This is a genomic window from Furfurilactobacillus entadae, from assembly GCF_045862745.1.
GTDB lineage: Bacteria > Bacillota > Bacilli > Lactobacillales > Lactobacillaceae > Furfurilactobacillus > Furfurilactobacillus entadae.
Genome location: NZ_BQXN01000012.1, coordinates 44204 through 66536 on the forward strand (window position 1 = coordinate 44204; position 22333 = coordinate 66536).

Consider the following 22333-nt stretch of genomic DNA (forward strand, 5'->3'; position numbering starts at 1 on the left):
CTCATCATTGTTATTTTTTATCCTGATCGTCGTCATCTTCAGCATCTGGATCTGGCTCAGGTACTGGTGCTGCCTTGATCACTTTGATGTCATCGTTTTTAACCACGGCCCGACGGTTCATTTCGCTAACCGTCATACTATCACCATCGTTATAATCATCGATTAAAATAAGGGCCGAGTTTTCATAAACCTTTTCCAGTTCACCACCGAAATCATGTTCAAACGGACCAAACTTCTTAGCGGTAACAACATCTCCAACGTGTAATTCAGCCATTTATTTCACCTCAAGTTCCGGATCACACTGGGTGATCATCGGTTATTCTGGTCCCATGCAAACTTGCATACGAGAATGTATCTTAACAAAATTCACAACAAAATTCAACTTTTGCTCTCTGCTGGGCTTGTGGCCTCTGAAATCGCTTTGTCCTGTTCATTTTGATCATGCATGTTTTGTAGATTCCGTAACTGCCGAATTGCCCGCATGTATGATGGAATCAACACAATACACGAGCCGACCCAGGCCAGTGGTTCGGCCGAAACTGCCCCGGCATAGCCAAGTGGACCAACCAAAAAGAAGGCTGTCAGGGTCCGCATGACCAGTTCCGCAATTCCCGCAAACGTCGGCATTGCTTGCTGACCAACCCCTTGAAGGGTATTTCGGATAATAAATAAGACTGCTAGAAAAATATAACTCGTCGCAATCACATTGAAGTACGTTTGTGACAATTGGAGGACGTGTTCATTCCCATTGCTGATGAAAAGCTTCACCAATGAGCGGCCAAAAACCACTTCCAAAATTCCGACCGCAATGGCAAAACCACCTGACAAAACGAGGGTTTGTCGAACCCCCGTGATAATTCGGCGGTACTTTCCGGCGCCCATATTTTGCGCCGCGAATGTTGCCATCGTTACCCCAAATGAGGACATCGGCATTGTCGCAATTTGGTCAATTTTACTGGCCGCTGTTGATGAAGCCACCGAATCGGTTCCCAAGCTGTTCAGTGCAGCCTGCATGACAATCGTTCCGATGGCAATGATCGACATTTGAAAACCCATTGGCAATCCGGTTGCAAAGTGTTCCCACAGTTGCCCCAGTCCGGCCCACATGTCCTGCGCAGTGATTCGTAGTAACGGGACGTGCCGCCAAATGTAAACCATACATAAGACGCTGGCAATCATTTGTGAAATCACCGTCGCATAACCGGCCCCGGCAACACCCATATGAAACACAAGAATGAAAACCAGTTCTAAAATAACGTTAATAACAGTCCCAATAATCAAAAAATATAACGGCGTCCGTGAATCACCCAGCCCGCGGATCATGTTTGATAACAGGTTAAACGCCACGGAGGCAAAGATTCCTGCAAAAATGATGGAAATAAACGTTTGGGCATCATGGTAAATTGCAGTCGGTGTTTGCATTAAGTAAAGAATTGGGTGCACAAATGCTAACGACAGCACGGTTAGTGTCACCGTGACCGCAATGCTAATCCAAATGCTCGCGGCAAAGCTTTCGCGAACGCCCTTTGCATCCCGGGCCCCAAATCGCTGGGCAGTCACAATTGATAGCCCCGCCGTCAGTCCCTGCGCAAAACCAATGATCAAAAAGCTGATTGACCCGGTTGATCCAACGGCCGCAAGTGCGTCGACACCAAGCGTCTGCCCCACAACAACCGTATCTGAAATGTTGTACAACTGCTGGAATAAATTCCCAATGAGCAGCGGCATTGTAAACAAGAAAATTAATTTTAAGGGCTTCCCCTCGGTTAAATCACCCACACTGTGACCTCCTTTATCACTTCGACCGTTGGCGAATTTATTTAGCGCATTAAACACTGCTTAACGCCGTGGTTTAACCATGCTAGAATAACTATAATTACATGTCAAGTTGTGTGCACGGAAAGGACCTCATTATGAACCTACTTATCGCCAGTCACCTCTGGGGCGCCATTTTTTTACTCATTACCGTAATTGCTGGACTTGCTAGCAAAACGGAAAAACGCATTAAGGTCTGGCTCATGTGGAGTCGTGTTTTGTACATGATTATGATCATTAGCGGCGTCATCGAGGCCGCCAGAACGTTCAGTCATGCCCCACTACTGACCATCATTAAGGGCCTCTTCGGCATCATTTTAATTGGTCTCATTGAAATTGTTTTTGCAAGAAAACAGGAGACCCACGTGACGACCACCCTTTACTGGCTGCTCGGTGCCGGCTTTCTGCTGACCATTATTTTAGGGGTGTCACTTCACATCTTCAGTTAAACCGTTCCAAAACGCCTTTTACCAATGATAATGGCCGATTTCCCGCCGTGGGAAATCGGCCATTTTAATTTGCTTCCTTATCAAACAGGGTCATCGGCGCCCGGCCTTAGCCCTCTAAATCAGCCACGACTCGTTTAGCCACCGCCATGTCCGTTGGGTATGGTGTGTCAACGCCCCGCACCTTTTGATACGGATCTTCACCCTTCGCCGCCAAAACCACAATATCGTTGCCATGACTATCTGAAATGGCATCATGAATGGCTGTTGGGCGATCAATCTGCACGTGGACATCCACGCGCTCGTGATCAATATGCGCATCAATTTGGGCCGCAATGTCAGCAGGATCTTCAAAACCAGGATCATCCGCCGTGAGGTAAACCACATCCGCTTCTTCATTCAGTGCCTTACCAAACCCTTCGCGCCGTGAGATCCCCTTGTCACCAGGGCTCCCCACCACAACGATCACCCGGCTATCGTCATACTGTTTGTGTAAAAACGACAACAATGCTTTAACAGAAGCGTAATTATGGGCATAATCCACAAATATCGTGCCATGTTGCTTTGTTTGCACTGATTCGAACCGTCCTGGAACACGGGTCGTTGGCAGACTCGTTTGGGCCTGCGCGACTGTGGCCCCGGCAAGTGTTGCCGCAATGATCGAAGCCACCGCATTACTTTCGTTATAGTCACCTGGTAACGCCAACTCATAATCACCACTAACGTCAATGGCTGATTCATTTGCCGTCGCTGACACTGTGAACTTAGCGTCCTTCAGGTTATCTTCATTGCTACGGAACTGGAAGTTTACCGGGACATCAATCGTTGGCGTAACCCCTTCGCGGGCATACACATAGATGTTTTCTGGGGCCGTTGTCATCTTGGCCGCCATGTACACGTCTTCCAAGTGGTCTGTTTCAGCATTGATAATACACCGCCGCGAGTTGACCAACAGTTGTGACTTACAGAATAGATAATCAGCAAACGTGGGGTGCTCATTACGGCCGATGTGATCTGGTGTAATGTTCAAGAACACACCAACGTCATACGTCAAGCCGAAGACACGGTCCCGTTTATACGCCTGTGAGGAGACCTCCATCACTAGGTGGGTCATCCCTGAATCCACCGCTTCCCGCATGTCATGGAATAGATCCAGTGATTCCGGTGTGGTTAAATCAGACTTAAATTCTTGCTCTGGACGTGGGCCAAGGATTCGATCAATCGTCGAAAATAGCGCCGTTTTATTTTCAGTCGATTGCTGAAGGATGCCCCGTGTAAAGTAGGCCGAGGTCGTCTTCCCTTTCGTTCCCGTAAAGGCAACGATGAACAGGTCATCTTGGGGATAGCCATAAAACGCCGCCCCCAGCAGTGCCATTGCTTGCTGAACGTTTGAAACAATGAAGCCCGTAACGGGTTGCTCTGGGTAGGCGATTTCTGACACGTACCCGGTAATCCCGGCCGCAACGGCCGTTTCAAGGTAAGCAACGTTAAAATTTCCTTTGCAGAAAAATAACCCGTTAGCTGCGGCCGTTCGTGAATCATAGGTCACAGACGTCACGTCCAGTTCACCAGCACCTGGCGTCGGTTGAACGACATCAACCAATAAATGATGTTCGCGCAAAATCAGCTGGATCTGTGCGCTTGTTAAATGCAATTTTGCCATAGGTTCACAAACTTCCCCTAACGTTTTTTTGAAACTTCATTATACACCATTTTTTGATTAGCTTTTGGCGATCTCACTTCAATGACCAAATCATGGCCGTCGTCCTGGTTCACGATTAGTGACGTGTTGGTTCGTCACGATCTGGAAACCAGTAACTACTTTCAATCGTCTGAAGCAACTTGACCAATTGGACCGTCTCCGTTGCGTCGTGAACCCGTAAAATTCGGCCCCCATGTAAATACATGTACGCTTCCGCAATCAGGGTCACAGGCAGGCGGTCATCTTTGGCCAAGCCAAAGAGCTTATGACCAAAGCCCTTCCGCGAAATCGCAATCATTAACGGGCGTTGCAACGGTAAAAACTGGTCAATATTGCGCATCATGGTAAAGTCCTGGTACCCATCAGCAACCTTGGCGTAACCAATTCCTTCATCCAGTGCAATCCGTTCACGGTCAATGCCCGCTGCTTCCAGCGCAGCAAGATTATCGGTGAAAAAATCTCGCATGGATGTGGTCAAATTTTCATATTCATGCCCCCGACTGGCGTGCATCGTTAATACCCCGACGGATGATGGTGCCAGCAGGGTCAACTTTCGAAGGTCATCTGTAAACGCATTAACATCATTAATGATGTCGACACCCTCCGCCAAAACAGCCTTCGTCACCGGCAACTTGTATGTATCAACTGCAATGGCTACCTCCGGAAAACGCGTCTTCACTGCCCGAATAGCAGGAACCACCCGGTCAATTTCAACATCCACAGGCAGTTCTTTAAACCCGGGGCGGGTCGTTTGCCCACCAAGTTCAATGACGGGAACGCCCGCGTCCACCAGTTCTTGAACCCGGTTCAAAATACTCGTCATCTCAACGTAACGACCACCATCATAAAATGATTCTGGGCTAACGTTAACAATTCCGTAAATGAGCGGCGTGGTTGACACGTTAAAGTCAAATCGTCCGGCCAGCCAGTGGACTTCGTGAGCCCGTTGAATGGTTTGCAATGTTTCAACCAGCGCCGAATCAGCAAATTGTCGCTCAAGTTGGTTCGCTAGGACTGGCAAAGCATCACTGCTCACCAGCGTTTGAATGCTTGCTTGATCCGCACTGCTGGAAAAAGTAACGGCATCAAGATTTCCAAGTAATGCAACCAAACGGTTCTGTTCTTCACCACTGAACTCACTAAATTGGAGCCCAATCTGTTGATGATGCGCCATGGCATCCGCGAGTGCTGCTTCTGCAAACGTTGTCGCTGGTTTAGTTGTTAATTCACTGAGTTTCATTAAATTACCCCCACTGCGCGCATCTTCTCTAATAAAACGGGCACTGCCTTTCCCCGCGGTGTAAACGGAATTCGAGCTGCGTCCGGCAATTCTGCCAGCGTCAGGCCCACTTCTGGAAGCCACATAATTTTGTCAAACCCGACGCTATGGTTACCGCGCGGAGCACTTGGCACCGTAAAGTTGGTTTGCCCCGTTGCTGTTAACCACGTTTCATTTGGTCCCGCAACTGTTAGCGTGGTTGTCAACGTCGCGGTCCGTGGTTCACCTGCATGTTGATTTAACAATTCAAGAATATAGTCATTCATCGCCGCATCGGTTTGTGCATGCGCCATCAGTTCGCGCATGGTCGTGATGCCAAAATGGTCTGGCAATGCATCCACCAACAAACCACTGTCATCGGCAATGACGACAGCCTCTGGCAGAAGCGTTTGGACAAACCGTGCTTTGCCCTCCGCGTTATTCGTAAAATCCGCCGTGCCCTCTTTTGGGAACTGCTGGCGGCCTACGTACAGCCAATACGGCTGAAGCGTTTGCCCATTAGCCGCAAACACGCGCGCAAGTTCGGCAAATTTTTGCCGATTATTGGTCGCTGCCACTAACAGTGGTTTACTCATTTAGTCCTGCCTCCCGCAATGCCCGAATCAAATAAAAACTGCCCGTAATAACGATTGGTGTTGATCCTGGCGTTTCACGTAATAAAGTTAGTGCCATCTGCGCAGTTGGGGCTAATTGCACGGCAACATCCGCTAACTGCTGGCGCGTTAATACCGCCGTGACCTTTTCTGCCAGAGCAGAACTTGCCAGTGCCCGCTCGTGTTGGTCTGGAACCGTCAAAATCACCCGGTCTGCCAGCGGCAACACCTGCGCCAACATTTCATCGACATTTTTATCCGCCAAGAAGCCAAGGACAAACGTTAGTCGCTTGTTTGGATACAGTTGCCGCAGTGTCTTCACTAGTGCTTGCATCCCGTCTGGATTATGGGCCCCGTCGATCCACAGCGCTGGGTGCCCCGTTGTTTCAGGTAGGTAGGTCATTCGGCCCGGCAATTGAACCCGCTCGAACCCCGTGCGAATTGCCGCTGCTGAAATCTGCCAACCGGCAAGCCGCAACTGATTAATAATGGTCACAACCGTCGCCGCGTTGGTCACCTGGTGCTCACCAACCAAGTTCAGCCGCACGTCAGTTATGGTTTCCTCGGCCAAATGAATATCCATCCGGGTGCCCGTGGTTTCCGGCCGAACGTGGGTTAACTGGACGCTTACTTGTGCTCGCTTTAGCGGGGCGTTCTTTGCTTTTGCAGCGGCCTCCACAACGGTAATGGCCGCCATGGGCTCACCATCTGCCAACACAACAGTCGTTCCTGATTTAATGATTCCGGCCTTATTTTGGGCAATGTCAGTAATTGTTGGTCCCAGGATTCGCGTGTGGTCCAACGCAATGTGCGTCACAACGCTTAACAACGGCGCACTAATCGCATTGGTTGCATCCATCAGCCCACCTAACCCGGCTTCAAATAACATCATGTCCACGTGTTGGTTGGCAAACCACCACACCGCAATCAAAAACTCCCATTCAAAAATACTGAGCTGATCACTAGCACCGGCCACAGCAATAACCGTTGGTAACAGCGCCTGATAACTTGCCACAAACGCGTCCTGGCTGATCAACTGACCGTTAATTTGGATCTGTTCGCGATCATCACTAATGGCCGGACTGGAAAAAGTTCCCACGGTGAACTCGGCGGCTTGCAAAATCGCCGCTGTTAGAGCCACAGTGGATCCCTTTCCGTTTGTACCAACCACATGGATTTTTGGAGCGGCGTGATCAGGTGCACCGGCGGCCGCCAATATTTTCCGTAACAGTGGCACCCGGTCGTCAAAGCCGGCCAGCATCGCCCGATTTAACGTCGCTAGTAAGACCTCATAGGTTAAGATTGCCATGACTTGTCCTCGTAAGAAACTCTTGTCGAAGCGCTGCGTCAGTTTTAAACGTTCCGGTATATTTAACCGTTTGGGTCACGGAGCCCGTCTTATTGACCCCGCGCATTTCCATGCACATGTGACGAGCCGAAACACTAACAGCCACCCCAGCAGGCGCCAAAATCCGGACTAATTCCGCGGCAATTTCGTTCGTTACATTTTCCTGAACGGTTGGCCGCCGTGTTACAAAATCCACTAACCGCGGGATCTTGCTAAGACCAATGATCGTTCCATCTTTTGGCACGTAGGCCACATTGACCTGCCCAAAGAATGGGAGTAAGTGATGTTCACACATTGAGTAAAACGGAATCTGGCCCACGAGGACCATATCCGCATTTGTGTCTTCTTTAAATAACTTGTAATCAACAAATTCTTCCTTATCCAAAGAAGAAAACATCTCTGCGTATGCCTTTGCGACACGCATGGGTGTTTCAACTAAGCCAGCTCGATCTGGATCTTCGCCGACGTTAGTCAAAATCGTCCGAACCGCCGCCGTAATGTTTGCCTGTTGTTCATCTGTCATTAATTATTGTCTCCCTTATGCCGTTCTTTACCCTAATCGCTGAATCGGTTGATGATCTGGTGTCTCCGCTAACCAATCCGTTAGCTGCCGTTGCAATTGTCGATCTGCCCCGCTTATTTCTAACAGCGGTTCCAATACAAACCGTCGATTGGCAGCTTCTGGATGCGGTACCGTTAGTGTTTCAGTATGAATGTGCGCCGTGCCATAAAAAACAATGTCAATATCTAACGACCGGGGGCCCCAGTGAACGAAGCGGTGCCGGTGTTCTGCCTGCTCTAATTCATGGATAAACGTGAGTAACGATTCGGCCGACCGACTCGTTTCAACTGCAACGGCTGTGTTCAAAAAGTCAGGTTGACTGACACCACCCACCGGTGCCGTTTCATAAAAATGGGCAACAGCCATCGCTGATGTTGCTTGATCTGCACGTAAACGCGCAATTGCGTATAACAAATGTTTGCGGCGATTACCAATATTAGCGCCCAAACTTAAATAAGCCGTGGTCATTGGAGGTCGCCTCCCGTCACTTCAATTTCAATGTTGTCAAAAATGCCGGCAATCGGCACCGCATATTTGCGGACCCGTAATTTAATCCCCGTTGCCTGTGGGTACTTTGCTTGAAGCATTGCAAGCGTGTTGTTTGCCAATGATTCAATTAAGTTATAGGGGTGCGTTAACACAAAATCTTCAATGTCATTATAAACGTGACCATAATGAATGGTCGTTGTTAAATCGTCGTCATGAACCTTTGTTTCAATGGGGTAAGCAAGTTCAACGTCCATTTCTAACCGTTGCCCAAGCTTTTTTTCTTCGGCATACACGCCGTTATAAGTGTGAAAACTCATGTTATTAATTCTAATCTTGCCCATTTTTCTTCACGTCCTTCACTAAAAGATCTTGTTCAATCTTAGCACAGCCCCCCGTGAAATACCGGGGAACGTGCTCTCTTACCAGTCTTTCATTGAAACCACAAAAAAGCGTTCAAAAGTTGTTATCAAACAACCCTTCTGAACGCTTTGAACGACACTAATCAGCCGTTAGTCCTTCAATTCTTCGTCACTAATCGCCGTTAACCGCGTGGATAATCCCCGTGCACTGCTCCGCGCATCAGCGTATGCTGACTTGTCATAGCCCAACAGATCCATGCACGAATTAACTTGAGCATAGATTTCATCACGCTTTCCACGACCCATTTCTGTTAGGGTCACGTTAACCTGCCGTTCATCTTCCTTTGACCGTTGCCGTTGCACCCAGCCATTATTTTCTAACCGCCGGAGCATGGGCGTCAACGTGCCGCTGTCCAAACTAAGGTGTTCCCCCAGTTCGCGCACATTTTGCCCATTTTCTTCCCATAACGCACAAAGTGTAATGTACTGTGCATACGTCAAATGGAATGGTTTTAAAGCTTCTGTATAGAAATGATTAAACAGTTTATTGGCATTATAAACCGCTACACAAAGCTGTTCGTCTAACAGGCGTGGTTTTACTGCATCTGCCATTTTTCAACCCTCTTTGTAATTAAGATCCTTTTTTATTTACCAACTAACACAATTCAATTGTACGTAAGGAACGAAAAAAAGCAACCCTTTTATAGATATTTAAAAGACAGATAATTTGCACCGGTTAGCTCATTCTCGGATAATTAGGGTGCCAAGAAGCACGCCAAGGTGTCGAATGTTGTGTGAGCCGTCGTGCAAAAGCGCAATCCTCACCCCCGACCGCACGTGGCCCCCTCGCTTCTGAGCGCAACGGTTCATACCCAACGTCTGGTTGGGCGCAGGCCAATGCAAACAGTGGTGATCACCACGTGCCGCCTCTTGGTTGGGTCAACAGCAATGTTGGTCCTTTTTTAATGCCAACTATTCAGAGCGTCACTTAACGACTATGCTACAATAAAGCCACGATTAAAGGAGGTTCACCATGCGCCACATTATCACTGCCATTATTTTCCTACTTGCTGCCGCCATTTTTGGCGGGGTTGTCTGGATCACGGAAATTCAGCACCTTACCGGTCTACCGTTAGCTGTCCTCTGGATCGGGGCCTTTTTGATAACGACCGGGCTCATTGCCTGGATTAAGATCTGGCAATTACGACGCCACCAGCAAAAACAACAGGAGTCAACCACCCATGAATAAACCACTTGACGCGACCCAAACTTCCCGGTTTGACCGGATTATTGAGACCATCCTGCTCTGTTTGATGGTCCAGCTTCCCCCGATGCTTCTGTTATTTGCACCCAAAACAAGCTTCCATAATCCGAGTGGTTACGGGCTTCTCATCGCCTATTGGGCTCTCTTTGGCCTCTGTATTTGGATTGCATTCCGTCGGTTTCGGCACTGGTCTAATGAGCGGTTATTCCATGACTTTCACCTTCGCGATGTTGGAATTGCACTACTTGCCTACGTTGTTATTTTAGTTGGTGAAAATGGTCTGATGGCTCTCCAACAACTACTTTACCATCAGCGGTCAACTGAAAATAATGATGCAATTGCAAGCATGCTCAAAACCAGTCCGGTCGCCCTCGTCGCCATCGTGGTCTCAACGGTTTCCCTCACCCCGTTTTTAGAGGAACTCGTTTTTCGTGGTGTATTCACAAACCTCTTTTTTGATCAAACAAAACTATGGCCGAAGATCATTCTTTCAAGCATTCTCTTTTCTGCCGGCCATGCCTCTAGCAACGTCATTAGTTTCTTGATTTATTTCTTCATGGGTAGCGTCCTGGCCTTTGTCTACCAGCGAACACATAAACAATTTACGTCCGTTATGGTTCACTTTCTAATCAACGCAATGGCCATGAGCCAATTGTTACTGATACTCAAATAACGTAAAAAACTGCCGTAAGCATCTAATGCTTACGGCAGTCTTTAGTAGCGGTTATTGCCGCTTTTGGTCGGGGTCGGTAAACTCCCCGTCAAATGTGTTGGTTTCATCTTGATGATGGCTTTGCCGCGACCCATTTGACTGCGAATCATCCGCGTCTGGCATAACTAAGGCTGCAATAGCGTAAACCACCAGTCCTGTCCCGATGGATGATAAGATGAGGATACTCCCAATTACACGGGTCAACGCCTTGTCCCAGTTGAAGTATTCAGCAACCCCACCAAAAACACCGGCTAGCACCCTGTCATTTGATTTTGTTAATTGCTTTTTCATGGTTCAGTCCTCCTTCGTTGATTGTTTACTTAACTGAATTATCACCATCATTGGTGTTCAATTGCAACCGATCTGCATTGGTTTCGTTTTGTTGCAATTGTCCACCATCACTGTTGGCCTGATCAAACAGTGCGTTACCACCACTCGTATGCGAGATGATGTAACCCTTGCTATGATCCGCGCCAACCACCGTGTTGTCACCATCGTCATTAAAGACGCTCACAACCCCGGTAAAGCTCCCGTCATGCATCCGGAAATCACCATTATTTAGCTTGATCGTCCCCTGGTTCAAGGTCACGTTTTTCAGTGCAACATCATCGCTTGATGTGATTTGTGGATTAGTTAACGTTACGTTTTCAACGTAAACACCATCGGCTTTGATGGTGGTTGGCTTTTTGATCGTCATGGTTTCCAAACTAACATCTGAATTTGAATTAACCGTCAACTTTTTCGTTGAAACATCCGTCATCCGAATGCTGCCGTCATCATTGTGTGCATTGATCACGTTTAGTTTTGTTCCTCGAGGAACGGTCACAACCACCGTCCGGTCGGCCATCTTTCCGTCATTAGCACTAAAGTTAATCAAACCACCCTCGTTGTTTTCAAACCCCCACTGGACGTGTTGGTTTTCACTGCGATGTTGGGTGATTTTTAAAGTTTTACCTGTTTGTTCAACGGTTGGCAGTGCCTTACTTTCTCCACGCATTTGAACGCGAAACTGGTCGCCCTCTTTGACCCGCAGCTGACTTGACTTCAGGTTAACGGTCAATGTGTCGAATGCCTTAACGTGCTTCGTAACGGTTTTCGTTTGTGCTAACTCTGGTCGGAAGTTTTTATTGTACGTCACGTCCCGAAAACTGTGCGTGATGGCGCCAATCATGATCAAAATCACCCCGACCACTAGGAACCAAATCCCAATCTTAAACGTTCGTTTCATTTTATTGGTCCCCCTTTAGTTGCTTAGGCTGTTGCCGCCGGCTGCTCAATTTCCGGTAAATGAACCGAATGAAGTTTGCGGTCATTTGGATGAGAACCCGAATCAGGTAGTAGCATGCTGGAATCAGCATCAGCGCAATCCCTAGGCCAGTGAACCCAATTCCCAGGTAAGCTAGCCCGACAAACAAATGGGTAAACAACAAGCTAAACCCGGTATAAAACGCCATTCCGGCGACAAAGATCCCGACCGCTAACAAGACTAAGGCCACGAAAATGCCGGTTCCAATTATGAGGGCGCAAATAAACACGCACAGTAATAATAATGCCACAATCGCAATGGCCACCGGAATGGTCACCGGTGTCGATAAAACGGCCAAAATGATGAGCCACACCATGTTGGCGTTTGATCGTGGACTCCGCCGTTCACCCTTTTGCTCAGCTGTTTCATTTTCACGAATGGAGTAATCGGCTAGAACTTTCCGTGCCAGTTGCTTTGGCGTCCCCAGTTTTTCAATGATTGCATCCCCCGATGTCAATCCCGCATCGTTCACGTACTCCGTGTAAAAATCCATCACATCAGCACGTTCAGCCGCCGTTAAATTATGCAACCGCCGTTCAAGTTCACTTAAATAGGCTTCACTTGTCATCGCCTTTTTCCCCCTTTGCTTGCATGTGTGCCGGTGGTAACAAGATTTTATCTAAACTATCTTTATAGGCGCCCCACTCATGCAATATTTCTGCTAACCGCTCACGACCAGCGGCTGTAATTTTATAATACCGGCGGTTTCGACCTTGAAATGGTTGATCATACGTTGTCAGCCAATCCTCTTTTCTTAACCGCCGCAAAACTGGATACATGGTTGATTCAGAAACCGTAATTGATTCCTGAATTCGTTGTGTTAAGGCGTAACCGTAATAATCTTCACGGCTAAGTAACGCAAGAACCATGCCATCCAGCAGTTCAGTACTGATTTGAATACTCATCGCACTGGCCTCCTTGACTGCGTTCTCTTTGTTTATGACTATATTATATGTCATATAATATAAAAGTCAATCTAATATTCTTAATTAAATAGACGGCGCTCTCATTCTACTGAAGTTGTTCTGGCTATGATATAATTTATTTCATTATAATTAGCGTTTGGAAAGCTAAATTGCCGGCACCTTTATTGAACTCAATTCATTCTTCTGGAGGAATCACTCATGACTGCAACACTTTACTTCTTCATCTTTTTCGTCCTTTTTGTAATAAATAGCCTTATTTTTGGCGGGTTTTTAACGACCTATTTTATTGGGCGATTGACCACTACCAAGGCTGCTAAAACTACCGGTAAGTTGGGAATGATTATTGTCGGAAGTTTGACCGGTGTCCTACTAATTATCACGATAATTGCAGCCGTGATTTTTTCGGCAGCAAACTAACTCAACAAACAAAGGTGAGGTTAACATGAAAAGATTGGTGATATGGTTGATCACAGTTCTTAGTGTCGTCACGTTGGCAGCTGGTTGCTCCAAAGCTGCGGACCGTCCGCGCGCAACAAGCCACCAATCGACAACAGCCCGCACGGCTCACTTTCCAGCATCATTTAACAAGACCTGGTATGGGATTAATGCCGACACAAAGAAGCTTGACCAGCTCACCTTTGCTGGTAATAAATTAATGAGTGGTGACACCACTGTCCTCATCCACACCGTTACAAACCGGACAGCTGCTGATAAGGCGATTTTAAGCGGCAAACGGCAGGTAAGCACAACAAGCGAAAAAAATAAGCGCGATCACTGGGCGATTTACAGCTCAGTTACTTATAAAGGACAACGGTGGATCAACCTCAAAGGTTGGTACCAGTCTGCCGGGGATGGTGACTTTTACCGGGTTGGTCAAGAAACAATCAACGGCAAAAAGACGCCCGTTCTCTTTGCCGCGGGTGGCGCGGATGTTTGGACGAATCAGCACTTCTATACCTCTAAACGACTGGCTAACCAAATGAAAGACCACCACTTTGAAGATGATCGCATTCAAAGTAATAATTAAAATCTTATTAAAGGAAACGACATCAATCATGACGAAAATTTCATTGCGTCGGGGTTATGACCTGCTGATCGTCCTGCTAGCGATCACATCGATCGGACTCACCCTTTTCGACTTAACCGGTGAAATCAATCTTGCACAACCCCCATTTTCATTCATTGATAACACCATCTGGGCCCTCTTCGTGATTGACTACCTGAGTGGTCTAATGACCGCTGATTCAAAGCGCAGCTATGTTCGAACGCACATGCTAGATCTGCTAGCCATTATCCCGGTCAATTATATGTTTGCTCTCTTTCGTTTCTCACGCATCTTCCGAATCGTTCGTCTCTTTCGGATTTTCCGCATGGCAGGGGTGATTGGTAAACTTAAAAACAAACTGGCCGATTTTCTTAAAACGAACGGGTTCATTTACCTTCTGTACGCCAGCATCACCGTTATTCTTCTAGCGGCCTCCATCTACTCAACGGTTGAGAAAACGTCCTTCGGAAACGCCCTCTGGTGGTCCATCACCACGGCAACAACAGTGGGTTATGGTGACGTTTCGCCCCACACCGCGACTGGTAAGGCAGTCGCCATTGTCCTCATGCTGGTTGGTGTCGGGTTTGTGGGGATGTTGACCAGTACCCTCACAGCTTACTTTGCTCAAGGATCAACCCAGCAGGAAAAAGCAACAACCGAAGCACTCCTGACTGAGCTGAAGCAATTACAAGAACAAAACCAGCAACAACAAAAGCAGTTAACGGTTCTCACTAACAGCGTTCAAACATTAACCGAATCCTTAAACGCAAAATCAACCAAATAAAGCATGAACAACGTCGACCATGATGTTGTTCATGCTTTATTGATTCCCGTTTATTAAATGGTTACACACCACTCGCCCACCTATGGCGATTAAATCCAAATGACATCATTGATAAAAACACTGCGATCAGTGTTGCTGGTGGAAAAATGGTCATCGTTAGGACCAACCCGATTATCTTGATTGTAATGTCAAGCACCACTGCGGCATCCGAAATTGTGTATAACAATCCTAAATGCACATCCTCATTGGCCACGTTAATCGAATGTGAAATCCCCAGGTTCGAAAACGTCACTGCCAGCACAATGACGCCGTAAACACTCTGTGCCACAGCATTTTGAAAGTTATCAGCAACTAACGCTGTCGTATATGGGAAAAATGAAGCGAAAAAGAGCATTAATAAACTATAAATAATTGTTTGCGTACTGACCTTCTTAATTTTGACCCAGCTATTATGATGCGTAGTCCACATAAGCCCTAACCAAAAAATGTGAGCGTATACGCAAAGAAGTTTAGTCTTAGCGCCCACAATCCAGCGATTGTAACGTGGGTCGGCTTTTTTAATTCTAACACAAGAATTGTCATGATAATTGCCAGCACCGCGTCAGTGAATGCGGCCAAACGGTCCTTATCCATGGTCAAGGTTCCTCATTTCTCTTAAAATTAGTTATCCGCAATCAAGTTAATAGTACCAATGATGTTCGCCGTTTAAAACGTCAACGCATGGCATCATTCAGTAAATCAATACTCATTGCGCCATCGTTTAGTGTATTATAGTGACATCAGAAACGCGTCACGCCTAATTTTGGGGTGCGTCAGTCAGGTCTGTGATTAAACCCGTTTCTGATGATAAAAACTTTTACCATTAACTTATCTTCGGGGAGTTCCAATGAAAAAAACACTTGGCCTAGCCATCGTAATGCTGTGCCTGCTAATTCTCACAGCCTGTGGTGCTGCCAATCATCCTAACGGCAGTTATAATTCACAATCAATTTCGACGAGTCAGGTTCATGTCAGTAACGATCGATCAAAACAATCAAATGCACAATCAGTAACATCACAAGAATCGACCCCCGTTGATTCCGCATCAACATCATCCATCACAGGGGTCAGTCGTGGACTACTCGGTAAGAGTTATCGTGTCACCCCCATTCAGTATGACGGTGAGGCTACTGACAAGGCCATGACCGCGAACAAAGCCCCGCAAAACCTGGTTCATGATTCGGCGATGCTCATTCGTTTCGACAGTGACTCTTCTGCCATGATCAAGGGGATCGGAAGTTACAATCCGTCTAGTAGCATCGACTACACGATCACGAAAGACACCATTCACATTGCTAATTTTGATATTCCGTACACTAATGATGGTGATTCGGTTTCCTTTGGGACGTGGACGTAGACAGATCAAACAGGCCACACGATCACTTGGCAAGTTAGCCCGGTTGATGGCGTCACTTTCTAAAAAACCTCGCTTTTGCAGCAGAAGCACGACCCAGTCACCCTTTTTCAGTCCAAACAAATAACGTGAACGCTCACGGCGAAAAACTGCCATTAAGCGTTCACGTTATTTTAATCTCGGTAAATCACCATTTATCAGTCATTAATTCCGTTTCCGATGTTTGGGCCGGTAACCCACCAATCCGAGCAGTCCCAAAACGGCCAACATAATCACTGCAAACAGGTTGCTGTACTGTTCTCCTGTTTCAGGAAGTTCCGCTTGCTTTTGTTGGTTCGCACTATTCGCAGACCGCGCTGGAAGTGCTGTGGTTACGCCCACTTGAGTTAGTGAACTTTGTTGTGCTGTCGACCACGTTGTTGTGGCGGAGCCAGTTCCGGTTGTTCCGGTCCCTGTTGTTCCAGGCGTCGTTGGTGTTCCCGAAGTTCCGTTCCCGCCGTTGCCTTGCTGATTACCGCCATTACCTGCATCATTATTTTTAATCACATGAACAGTAATGGTTTTGCTAACCTGGTTTCCTTCGGCGTCTGTGTAACTATACGTCACCGCATAGTCACCAGCAACCTGTGAATTCACGCTGCCAGAAACCGTAACGTCGGTAAGCGTCAACGGATTGCCGTTTTCATCCATCGCGCCATCAAAGTTATCGCTTGCCTGCCATTTTGTGTTTGGACCAGCAATCACGGTGCTGTCATGGCCGGTGACACTGGCCTTAGTAGCTGTCACGTGAATGGTGGCCGTCTTACTAACGACATTTCCTTGAACGTCTGTATAACTATAGATTACTGGATAATCACCAGCGACTTGTGGGTTAACCGAACCGGAAACTGTGACGTCGGTTAACGTCAACGAATTCCCATTAATATCGGTTGCACCATCAAAGTTATCACTTGCTTGCCATTTCGTGTTTGGACCGGCAATCACGGTGCTGTCATGACCGGTAACACTGGCCTTACTTGCCGTCACGTGAACAGTGACTATCTTGCTAACGACATTTCCTTGGGTGTCCGTGTAACTATAGGTCACCGCATAGTCGCCTGGAACTTGTGGATTCACGGTACCGGAAACTGAGACGTTGTTTAACGTTACTGGGTTTCCATTAGCGTCCGTTGCGCCGTCAAAGTTATCACTTGCTTGCCATTTCGTGTTTGGACCAGCAATCAAATTACTGTCATGACCGGTGACACTGGCCTTAGTGGCCGTCACGTGAACAGTGACTTTCTTACTAACGACATTTCCTTGAGTGTCCGTGTAACTATAGGTTACTGGATAATCACCAGCGGCTCGTGGATTAACCGTGCCGTCCACATGAACTTCACTCAAAGACACCGGATTCCCATTAATATCGGTTGCACCATCAAAGTTATCACTCACTTGCCACTTGGTGCTTGAACCGGCAATCAAGTTACTATCATGGCCATTAATGCTCGTTTTAACACGACCAACCGTAATTGTATAGGTTTGCCCGGGCACATTTGTTTGTCCTGAAGAATTCCAAACGGACGGTGCAAACGTCACCTCACCGGTAAGCGTCCCATCATTAATGCTCATGCTCTGACCATTATAAACGGTTGGATCAAGGCCTAATGCAGCAAGTGTATCAACAAACCCCTGCCGCGAATATTGTGTACCGTCCTGCCCACTCTTCGTTAGGATCTTAATGACCTTTCCCGTCTGGGCATCAACAACGTTATACGTATCGGTAACGTTAACGTGCATGTATGTCAGCGTTCTTCCAATCCCCGTATAGACAATTCCCATTAAATTTGCGTCTGGTGCATTAATCCCTAAACTTGCGGATGAAACTGTTGGATACGGTGCCCCTGGAACAGGGTATGAACCTGAACCAGCAAAGAGGACCCCGTTTGTTGCTAATTCAGACATTGTATTTGCATTCATTTGAATCGTCTTAGGGGTTGAACTAACATCCGCTCCGGTATTGATCGGCAAATGAAGCGTTGCCCATTTTGATGAGTCTGGAATGGTCGCTCCGGTATCATTGGCACCATCGTTTGGTCTAAAGTAATACACTTCACGACCGTCAGTTGTATCGTTGAGTTGCACCACAGTCAGTGTGTCAATGGTAAATCCCAGAGCCTTCATCTGGGTCACAAGTGCATCCGCGGCACTTTGCATTTTATCTAACGACTGTCCTGTAATCGATTGTGGTAGAACAACATAAAAGCCATACAACTGTTTATTATGATTTGAAACGTTGTATGGGTATAAATCAAGCGTTGCTTGAGCATTGTATAATACATAGTTCCCGTTAGGACTTACAAAAAAGTTTGATAACGTCGGCGCTTGCGTTAACGTTGGCGCTGTTACAGTGGAAGCTGGTGTGCTTGCTAAACTCATCATGGCTTTTGGCGCCACTGATTGGGCTTGCGATGTTGCCACACTAGTGCTTGCGCTAGCCGTACTTGTTGCAACCGAAACAGAACTCGTTGCCGTTGAAGCCGACGCTGATGCTGCACTCACGGGTTCAGTTCCTGTCGAGTGTGCGCTCACAGATGCAGTGAACGCTTGACTGGTCGTTTCGCTCACAGCACTTTTAATGGCACTAGCACTGCTTGAGGTTGCCACGCTGGCCGCAACACTTGCCGTCGAATCGGCCGCGCTTAACGAATAACTGGACGCTATTGCTAAGGCCGATTGAGGTGTCCCGTTATCAGTCGATGGCGCAGTCGGCACACTTTCCGCATGAGCAACCGTTGTCAGTCCCCCAAATGAAAACAAGCTAACCGTCCCCATCGTCACAAACATAACGGGCACCAACAACCGGTTCTTATTCGTTTGCTTCGCTAATAGCTTCCGTCTCGATTCGTATATCATTATAAAGCCTTCTTAGTTTTAAGATTATATTTCTTAAGTCTAATCAACGTTAAATTGTTTACATTTTTATTGAGCAAACTAATTTTAACATGTCCACAACCAATCTTCTAGGAACCTCCGGCTAAAAATAATGCCACTGTGCCTTCCTTAAATCCGTTCAAAAGCGAGGAGGTTATCCCGATTTTCCAGAATCGTTATGATGAAATCATCCTGTGCACAAGTCATTGGGAAACAGAGGGAAAGTTTTTAAAATCAAAAAGCTAAATCAGTCGCTATATTCCAATTATTGGTCTCATGGCAGGGATAAGTGCCTACTTGCTTCGACGCTATCGTCATTGATGGGTGATTTAATTCAATAAAGTAATAGAGGCTTACAATCAACGTTGATTGCAAGCCTCTTTTTGCTGTTTTAAAGATTGCTGTTTACTCCGTGCATAATTCGTCAGATTGAGTCGTTTTGATTTATTTGATAAGAATTCTGAGACAAAATATCAATTCTTAAATTCATAAATTGAATTCTGGAAAAACCAATAATGGTCATCGCATGTTTCAATACATCGCCAAGGTAGTCCATTATGGCCACTTTATTTCACCTCAAAACGCATAATCGCTTACCGCTTAGTTAATTACATTGCAGTTTTGATTACTGGATATTAAAATAAAGATAATAAAAGAATCGGTGGTAATTTACATGGCATATCACACAGATGAGTTTCTTATCAAGCGAGCCAACAACCCTAAATGGCATGATGAATACGTTAAGCGAATGAATAGCAACCGTGCTGTATTTGAAGCAGAACAACAACGGATAAGACAGCGCAGAGCTAACAAACGTGACTTCTGGATTGGCTTCATTGGATCTCTTCTAGTTGGTCTATTGCTCTATCGACTAGCCACGGGTGCTAATTTGCTAAACCAAGTATGGCTAATGCTTCTAGACCTCATCCATGGATAACTTAATAATGCCGGCGATCACTTTTTTGTGGTCGCCTTTAATTTTGGAAACTTAATTGCACCAATAGTGTCAGCCAGTAGACATACACACACATTCAGCAAGAATTTCGAGCAACTCAAGATAAAGAAGTTCACCGAGCTTTTGACCGAACTCAGTTCATCAAACCCGCTGCTACCAACTAATAAATCAGTGCACAGTTACCAAATCCATGCACAAGCGTGCACAGTTTTATGAAATTCCATGAAACTTCCTAAAATTTTCAGAGCAACAAAAAAGTAGGCTAGACGCTGATATAACAACGTCTAGCCTACTTACACAAGGGTTTGACAGAACCCTTAATTTATTCAAAAACTGCCCCCTGGCTGGATTCGAACGTCGTTGATATGACAACGTTTTTCGCAGGTCTGCTCTCAGCGCTCACATATAAATCACTGGGCGGGTCAAACTACATATATTCTCAAAAGATCATTTCACTTTTAGCATATTATCACTGGCCATCATAGCTTAAAAATGCGCATTTTCAATGTGATTAAAAAAACAAGATAGCAATCAATTAGATTAATTCAGGAATACCTTTCAAGTTAATACCATGTCACAAAAGCATTATAAAATGGTTGTTGTTTTTACTGGTTTGTGATTAAATGAACTTAAGGCTTAATAAGAGAGGTGTTCAGAATGGAAATTACTAATGTTGAAGAGTTTTTACCGGCGTTAAAGAGCGTTTTACGCGGTTCATACTCAGACGATCATGCACTTGTTGGAGGCGTGCTAAATCGTTTACAGGAGTCTAATACCTTACACTATGAAGTAACTCGTTGGCGTGCCAACGATTCCTTGGATCATGAATTCACTTTTAAACAGGATGAACACGGTAATTACACGTATGTTTATAATCGTTAAATTCATTTGTCTTTAATGTCTACTTCAATGCGCATTTATTAAAGGACGTGACCTTTATCATGATAATTACTGATATCGAAAAATTTCTACCCCAATTAAAGGTGTCATTAAATGAAACACCATTTGGCGGATATTATCCGTTAAATGCCATTTTTCCTCGATCTCAAAAATCAGATACATTTCATCACAAAATAACTCGTTGGTAACTTAGTTTATCAGCCATCATTATTGGCATTATCATCTTAGCTGGTGTCACAACCTTATTCGTAATTAAATGACGGAATCATTAATCAAAAAAAGTGCCAACCTCCATTAATTTAGGAAGTTAGCACTTTTTTGTATCTATTGTACGTTCAAAATTTTAAACACACTTTACACTTACCCAGTTTTTGCCGGTGTCAATTCATAAATTATCCATCTTGGGGCTTAACAACCATGACATCAACTTTTGCACTACGAACTACATATCCGGTGGTAGATCCTAACACTACGCGAGAAAAAGCGTTAGTCCCCGTAGCACCAATAACGATTAAGTCAACATCATGTTCTTCAGGAAATTTACGCGCAATCGTGGGTTTAGGCGAATTAGTCACGACATATGTTGTGATTTTGTTAAAACCTGTTTCTTCACTAATCTTTTGACTAAGCTTTTTAACATCTTCTTTTGCAATTTGAACCAGGTTTTCTGGAAAGTTTTCAGTTGCAACAACGCCCATTCCCGCAGCTGGATATAGTGGTGCTACAACCTCTAAAAGTGAAATATCAGCGTCAGATAACTTAGCGATATCAACAGCCTGTCGCAACGCAAGTTCAGCATTTTCTGATCCATCTGTAGGAACTAAAATATGTTTGGGACTAAATGGCATAAAATAACCTCCTCTATAGTTTATTTCTCTACAAATACATTGTAGCATCACCGTTATTTGTCGTCATTTCATGCGCTTATCCTCAAGTATGAAATTCACTTATTAAAAAGTTAATCGTACAGGGTATTCAACACATTATGTTACTTTAGCCGATTATTGTAGTTTCAATCGATCACCTAAGGCATTACGATCAAACCACACTGGTTCACCACCCATAGTTAGCTTGACTGCGTTGTTGTCTAAATAAGCGACCTCAAAGTACGTTTCTTGCACGTTATCACCAAAGGTAAAGAATGAGCCATCATTTAACATCTGCTGATCGATTCGGTTACCGTACGTATCAACGGTGGTCAACGGCTCTAGTGGAATGTAGTTGTTGAAGTCCACGGGATGTAGTGCAACATCATTATTCACTGCATACGAATTACCATTGTATGCCACTAATTGATCCACGTAAAAGATACCATCAATGGCGGCCTGAGTATATTCCGGGGCTGGTGTGGGCGTTGGATCAACCTTTTGCCCATTACCACCCGCATTGGTGAACTTGTCCCAGCCGTCACCATCAAGATAAGCCATGCTTAAATCAAGGCTGCCATTCCAGCCTGATAAACGCCCGGTTGAGCTGTACTGAAAAATCGTGGGCACTCCCCAAGCACCCCATGCGTTGTCACCCGTCCATGGATCAGCAATG

General features: G+C 45.9%; 25 protein-coding genes and 2 pseudogenes. 9 read left to right on the forward strand and 18 right to left on the reverse strand.

The annotated features are described in order from the left end of the window. Nucleotides 1-10: 10 nt before the first annotated feature. Nucleotides 11-274: a DUF2187 domain-containing protein gene (locus ACKTR5_RS06605; RefSeq protein ID WP_407880170.1), complete on the reverse strand. Its 264-nt coding sequence runs from the start codon at nucleotides 272-274 to the stop codon at nucleotides 11-13. Between the two features lie 104 nt (nucleotides 275-378). Next, the gene (locus ACKTR5_RS06610; protein ID WP_407880172.1) at nucleotides 379-1779 is read right to left on the reverse strand and encodes an MATE family efflux transporter; all 1401 of its coding nucleotides are present in this window, start codon (nucleotides 1777-1779) and stop codon (nucleotides 379-381) included. A 134-nt stretch (nucleotides 1780-1913) separates the two neighbouring features. On the opposite strand from ACKTR5_RS06610, the gene ACKTR5_RS06615 reads away from it, so the two are divergent. Further along, complete coding sequence (locus ACKTR5_RS06615; protein WP_407880174.1) at nucleotides 1914-2264, forward strand: DUF1516 family protein; 351 nt, start codon at nucleotides 1914-1916, stop codon at nucleotides 2262-2264. 106 nt (nucleotides 2265-2370) lie between these two features. On the opposite strand, the gene ACKTR5_RS06620 is transcribed toward ACKTR5_RS06615, so the two are convergent. From ACKTR5_RS06620 to ACKTR5_RS06655, 8 genes are all read right to left on the reverse strand, one after another. Next, complete coding sequence (locus tag ACKTR5_RS06620; protein ID WP_407880176.1) at nucleotides 2371-3924, reverse strand: UDP-N-acetylmuramoyl-L-alanyl-D-glutamate--2,6-diaminopimelate ligase; 1554 nt, start codon at nucleotides 3922-3924, stop codon at nucleotides 2371-2373. Between the two features lie 115 nt (nucleotides 3925-4039). Then, nucleotides 4040-5203 carry a dihydropteroate synthase gene (gene folP, locus ACKTR5_RS06625; protein ID WP_407880178.1) on the reverse strand — a complete coding sequence of 388 codons (1164 nt, stop codon included), beginning with the start codon at nucleotides 5201-5203 and terminating at the stop codon, nucleotides 4040-4042. Then, nucleotides 5203-5817 carry a non-canonical purine NTP pyrophosphatase gene (locus tag ACKTR5_RS06630; RefSeq protein WP_407880180.1) on the reverse strand — a complete coding sequence of 205 codons (615 nt, stop codon included), beginning with the start codon at nucleotides 5815-5817 and terminating at the stop codon, nucleotides 5203-5205. The genes folP and ACKTR5_RS06630 overlap by 1 nt, the downstream gene beginning before the upstream one ends. Beyond that, nucleotides 5810-7144 carry a bifunctional folylpolyglutamate synthase/dihydrofolate synthase gene (locus ACKTR5_RS06635; RefSeq protein WP_407880181.1) on the reverse strand — a complete coding sequence of 445 codons (1335 nt, stop codon included), beginning with the start codon at nucleotides 7142-7144 and terminating at the stop codon, nucleotides 5810-5812. Before ACKTR5_RS06635 ends, ACKTR5_RS06630 begins: the two co-directional genes overlap by 8 nt. Next, a complete protein-coding gene (gene folE / locus ACKTR5_RS06640; RefSeq protein WP_407880183.1) occupies nucleotides 7125-7706 on the reverse strand; it encodes a GTP cyclohydrolase I FolE in 582 nt (193 codons plus the stop codon). The genes ACKTR5_RS06635 and folE overlap by 20 nt, the downstream gene beginning before the upstream one ends. Before the next feature lie 27 nt (nucleotides 7707-7733). Further along, nucleotides 7734-8213, reverse strand: a complete 480-nt coding sequence (gene folK, locus ACKTR5_RS06645) for a 2-amino-4-hydroxy-6-hydroxymethyldihydropteridine diphosphokinase (protein ID WP_407880185.1) — start codon at nucleotides 8211-8213, stop codon at nucleotides 7734-7736. Further along, on the reverse strand, nucleotides 8210-8575 hold the full coding sequence (folB, locus tag ACKTR5_RS06650) for a dihydroneopterin aldolase (RefSeq protein ID WP_407880187.1): 366 nt from the start codon (nucleotides 8573-8575) through the stop codon (nucleotides 8210-8212). Before folB ends, folK begins: the two co-directional genes overlap by 4 nt. A gap of 168 nt (nucleotides 8576-8743) precedes the next feature. Further along, nucleotides 8744-9205: a MarR family winged helix-turn-helix transcriptional regulator gene (locus ACKTR5_RS06655; RefSeq protein ID WP_407880189.1), complete on the reverse strand. Its 462-nt coding sequence runs from the start codon at nucleotides 9203-9205 to the stop codon at nucleotides 8744-8746. Nucleotides 9206-9626: 421 nt separating this feature from the next. Between ACKTR5_RS06655 and ACKTR5_RS06660 the strand changes: the two genes are divergently transcribed. After that, the gene (locus ACKTR5_RS06660; RefSeq protein WP_407880190.1) at nucleotides 9627-9842 is read left to right on the forward strand and encodes a hypothetical protein; all 216 of its coding nucleotides are present in this window, start codon (nucleotides 9627-9629) and stop codon (nucleotides 9840-9842) included. Further along, nucleotides 9835-10530, forward strand: coding sequence for a CPBP family intramembrane glutamic endopeptidase (locus ACKTR5_RS06665; protein ID WP_407880192.1), 696 nt, complete (start codon nucleotides 9835-9837; stop codon nucleotides 10528-10530). Before ACKTR5_RS06660 ends, ACKTR5_RS06665 begins: the two co-directional genes overlap by 8 nt. Before the next feature lie 51 nt (nucleotides 10531-10581). On the opposite strand, the gene ACKTR5_RS06670 is transcribed toward ACKTR5_RS06665, so the two are convergent. From ACKTR5_RS06670 to ACKTR5_RS06685, 4 genes are read right to left on the reverse strand one after another with little or no spacing between them, the layout of a single operon-like run. Further along, nucleotides 10582-10860, reverse strand: coding sequence for a PspC domain-containing protein (locus ACKTR5_RS06670; protein ID WP_407880194.1), 279 nt, complete (start codon nucleotides 10858-10860; stop codon nucleotides 10582-10584). 25 nt (nucleotides 10861-10885) lie between these two features. Continuing rightward, nucleotides 10886-11797, reverse strand: a complete 912-nt coding sequence (locus tag ACKTR5_RS06675) for a DUF4097 family beta strand repeat-containing protein (protein WP_407880196.1) — start codon at nucleotides 11795-11797, stop codon at nucleotides 10886-10888. A 1-nt stretch (nucleotide 11798) separates the two neighbouring features. Next, nucleotides 11799-12443: a DUF1700 domain-containing protein gene (locus ACKTR5_RS06680; protein WP_407880197.1), complete on the reverse strand. Its 645-nt coding sequence runs from the start codon at nucleotides 12441-12443 to the stop codon at nucleotides 11799-11801. Then, complete coding sequence (locus ACKTR5_RS06685) at nucleotides 12433-12780, reverse strand: PadR family transcriptional regulator (protein WP_407880199.1); 348 nt, start codon at nucleotides 12778-12780, stop codon at nucleotides 12433-12435. Before ACKTR5_RS06685 ends, ACKTR5_RS06680 begins: the two co-directional genes overlap by 11 nt. 219 nt (nucleotides 12781-12999) lie before the next feature. Here ACKTR5_RS06685 and ACKTR5_RS06690 point away from each other — a divergent pair, with 219 nt between their 5' ends. The 3 genes from ACKTR5_RS06690 to ACKTR5_RS06700 are packed head-to-tail and all read left to right on the forward strand — an operon-like array spanning nucleotide 13000 to nucleotide 14630. Then, nucleotides 13000-13218: a hypothetical protein gene (locus tag ACKTR5_RS06690; RefSeq protein ID WP_407880201.1), complete on the forward strand. Its 219-nt coding sequence runs from the start codon at nucleotides 13000-13002 to the stop codon at nucleotides 13216-13218. 25 nt (nucleotides 13219-13243) lie between these two features. Next, the gene (locus ACKTR5_RS06695) at nucleotides 13244-13828 is read left to right on the forward strand and encodes a hypothetical protein (protein ID WP_407880203.1); all 585 of its coding nucleotides are present in this window, start codon (nucleotides 13244-13246) and stop codon (nucleotides 13826-13828) included. Between the two features lie 28 nt (nucleotides 13829-13856). Next, nucleotides 13857-14630 carry an ion transporter gene (locus tag ACKTR5_RS06700; protein WP_407880205.1) on the forward strand — a complete coding sequence of 258 codons (774 nt, stop codon included), beginning with the start codon at nucleotides 13857-13859 and terminating at the stop codon, nucleotides 14628-14630. Between the two features lie 61 nt (nucleotides 14631-14691). Here ACKTR5_RS06700 and ACKTR5_RS06705 read toward each other — a convergent pair. Then, a pseudogene (locus ACKTR5_RS06705) lies at nucleotides 14692-15263 on the reverse strand (TMEM175 family protein). A 253-nt stretch (nucleotides 15264-15516) separates the two neighbouring features. Here ACKTR5_RS06705 and ACKTR5_RS06710 point away from each other — a divergent pair. Next, a complete protein-coding gene (locus ACKTR5_RS06710) occupies nucleotides 15517-16026 on the forward strand; it encodes a hypothetical protein (RefSeq protein WP_407880207.1) in 510 nt (169 codons plus the stop codon). 201 nt (nucleotides 16027-16227) lie between these two features. Here the strand turns inward: ACKTR5_RS06710 and ACKTR5_RS06715 are convergent, their stop codons facing one another. Next, on the reverse strand, nucleotides 16228-18918 hold the full coding sequence (locus ACKTR5_RS06715) for a bacterial Ig-like domain-containing protein (protein WP_407880208.1): 2691 nt from the start codon (nucleotides 18916-18918) through the stop codon (nucleotides 16228-16230). Nucleotides 18919-19609: 691 nt separating this feature from the next. On the opposite strand from ACKTR5_RS06715, the gene ACKTR5_RS06720 reads away from it, so the two are divergent. Further along, entirely contained in the window at nucleotides 19610-19873 is a 264-nt protein-coding gene (locus ACKTR5_RS06720) for a hypothetical protein (RefSeq protein ID WP_407880209.1), read from the forward strand. A gap of 675 nt (nucleotides 19874-20548) precedes the next feature. After that, on the forward strand, nucleotides 20549-20773 hold the full coding sequence (locus tag ACKTR5_RS06725) for a hypothetical protein (RefSeq protein WP_407880211.1): 225 nt from the start codon (nucleotides 20549-20551) through the stop codon (nucleotides 20771-20773). Between the two features lie 410 nt (nucleotides 20774-21183). Here ACKTR5_RS06725 and ACKTR5_RS06730 read toward each other — a convergent pair whose 3' ends face one another. Continuing rightward, nucleotides 21184-21639 carry a universal stress protein gene (locus tag ACKTR5_RS06730; protein WP_407880213.1) on the reverse strand — a complete coding sequence of 152 codons (456 nt, stop codon included), beginning with the start codon at nucleotides 21637-21639 and terminating at the stop codon, nucleotides 21184-21186. Nucleotides 21640-21792: 153 nt separating this feature from the next. Beyond that, nucleotides 21793-22333 (reverse strand): annotated as a pseudogene (locus ACKTR5_RS06735) (hypothetical protein); the annotation flags it as partial.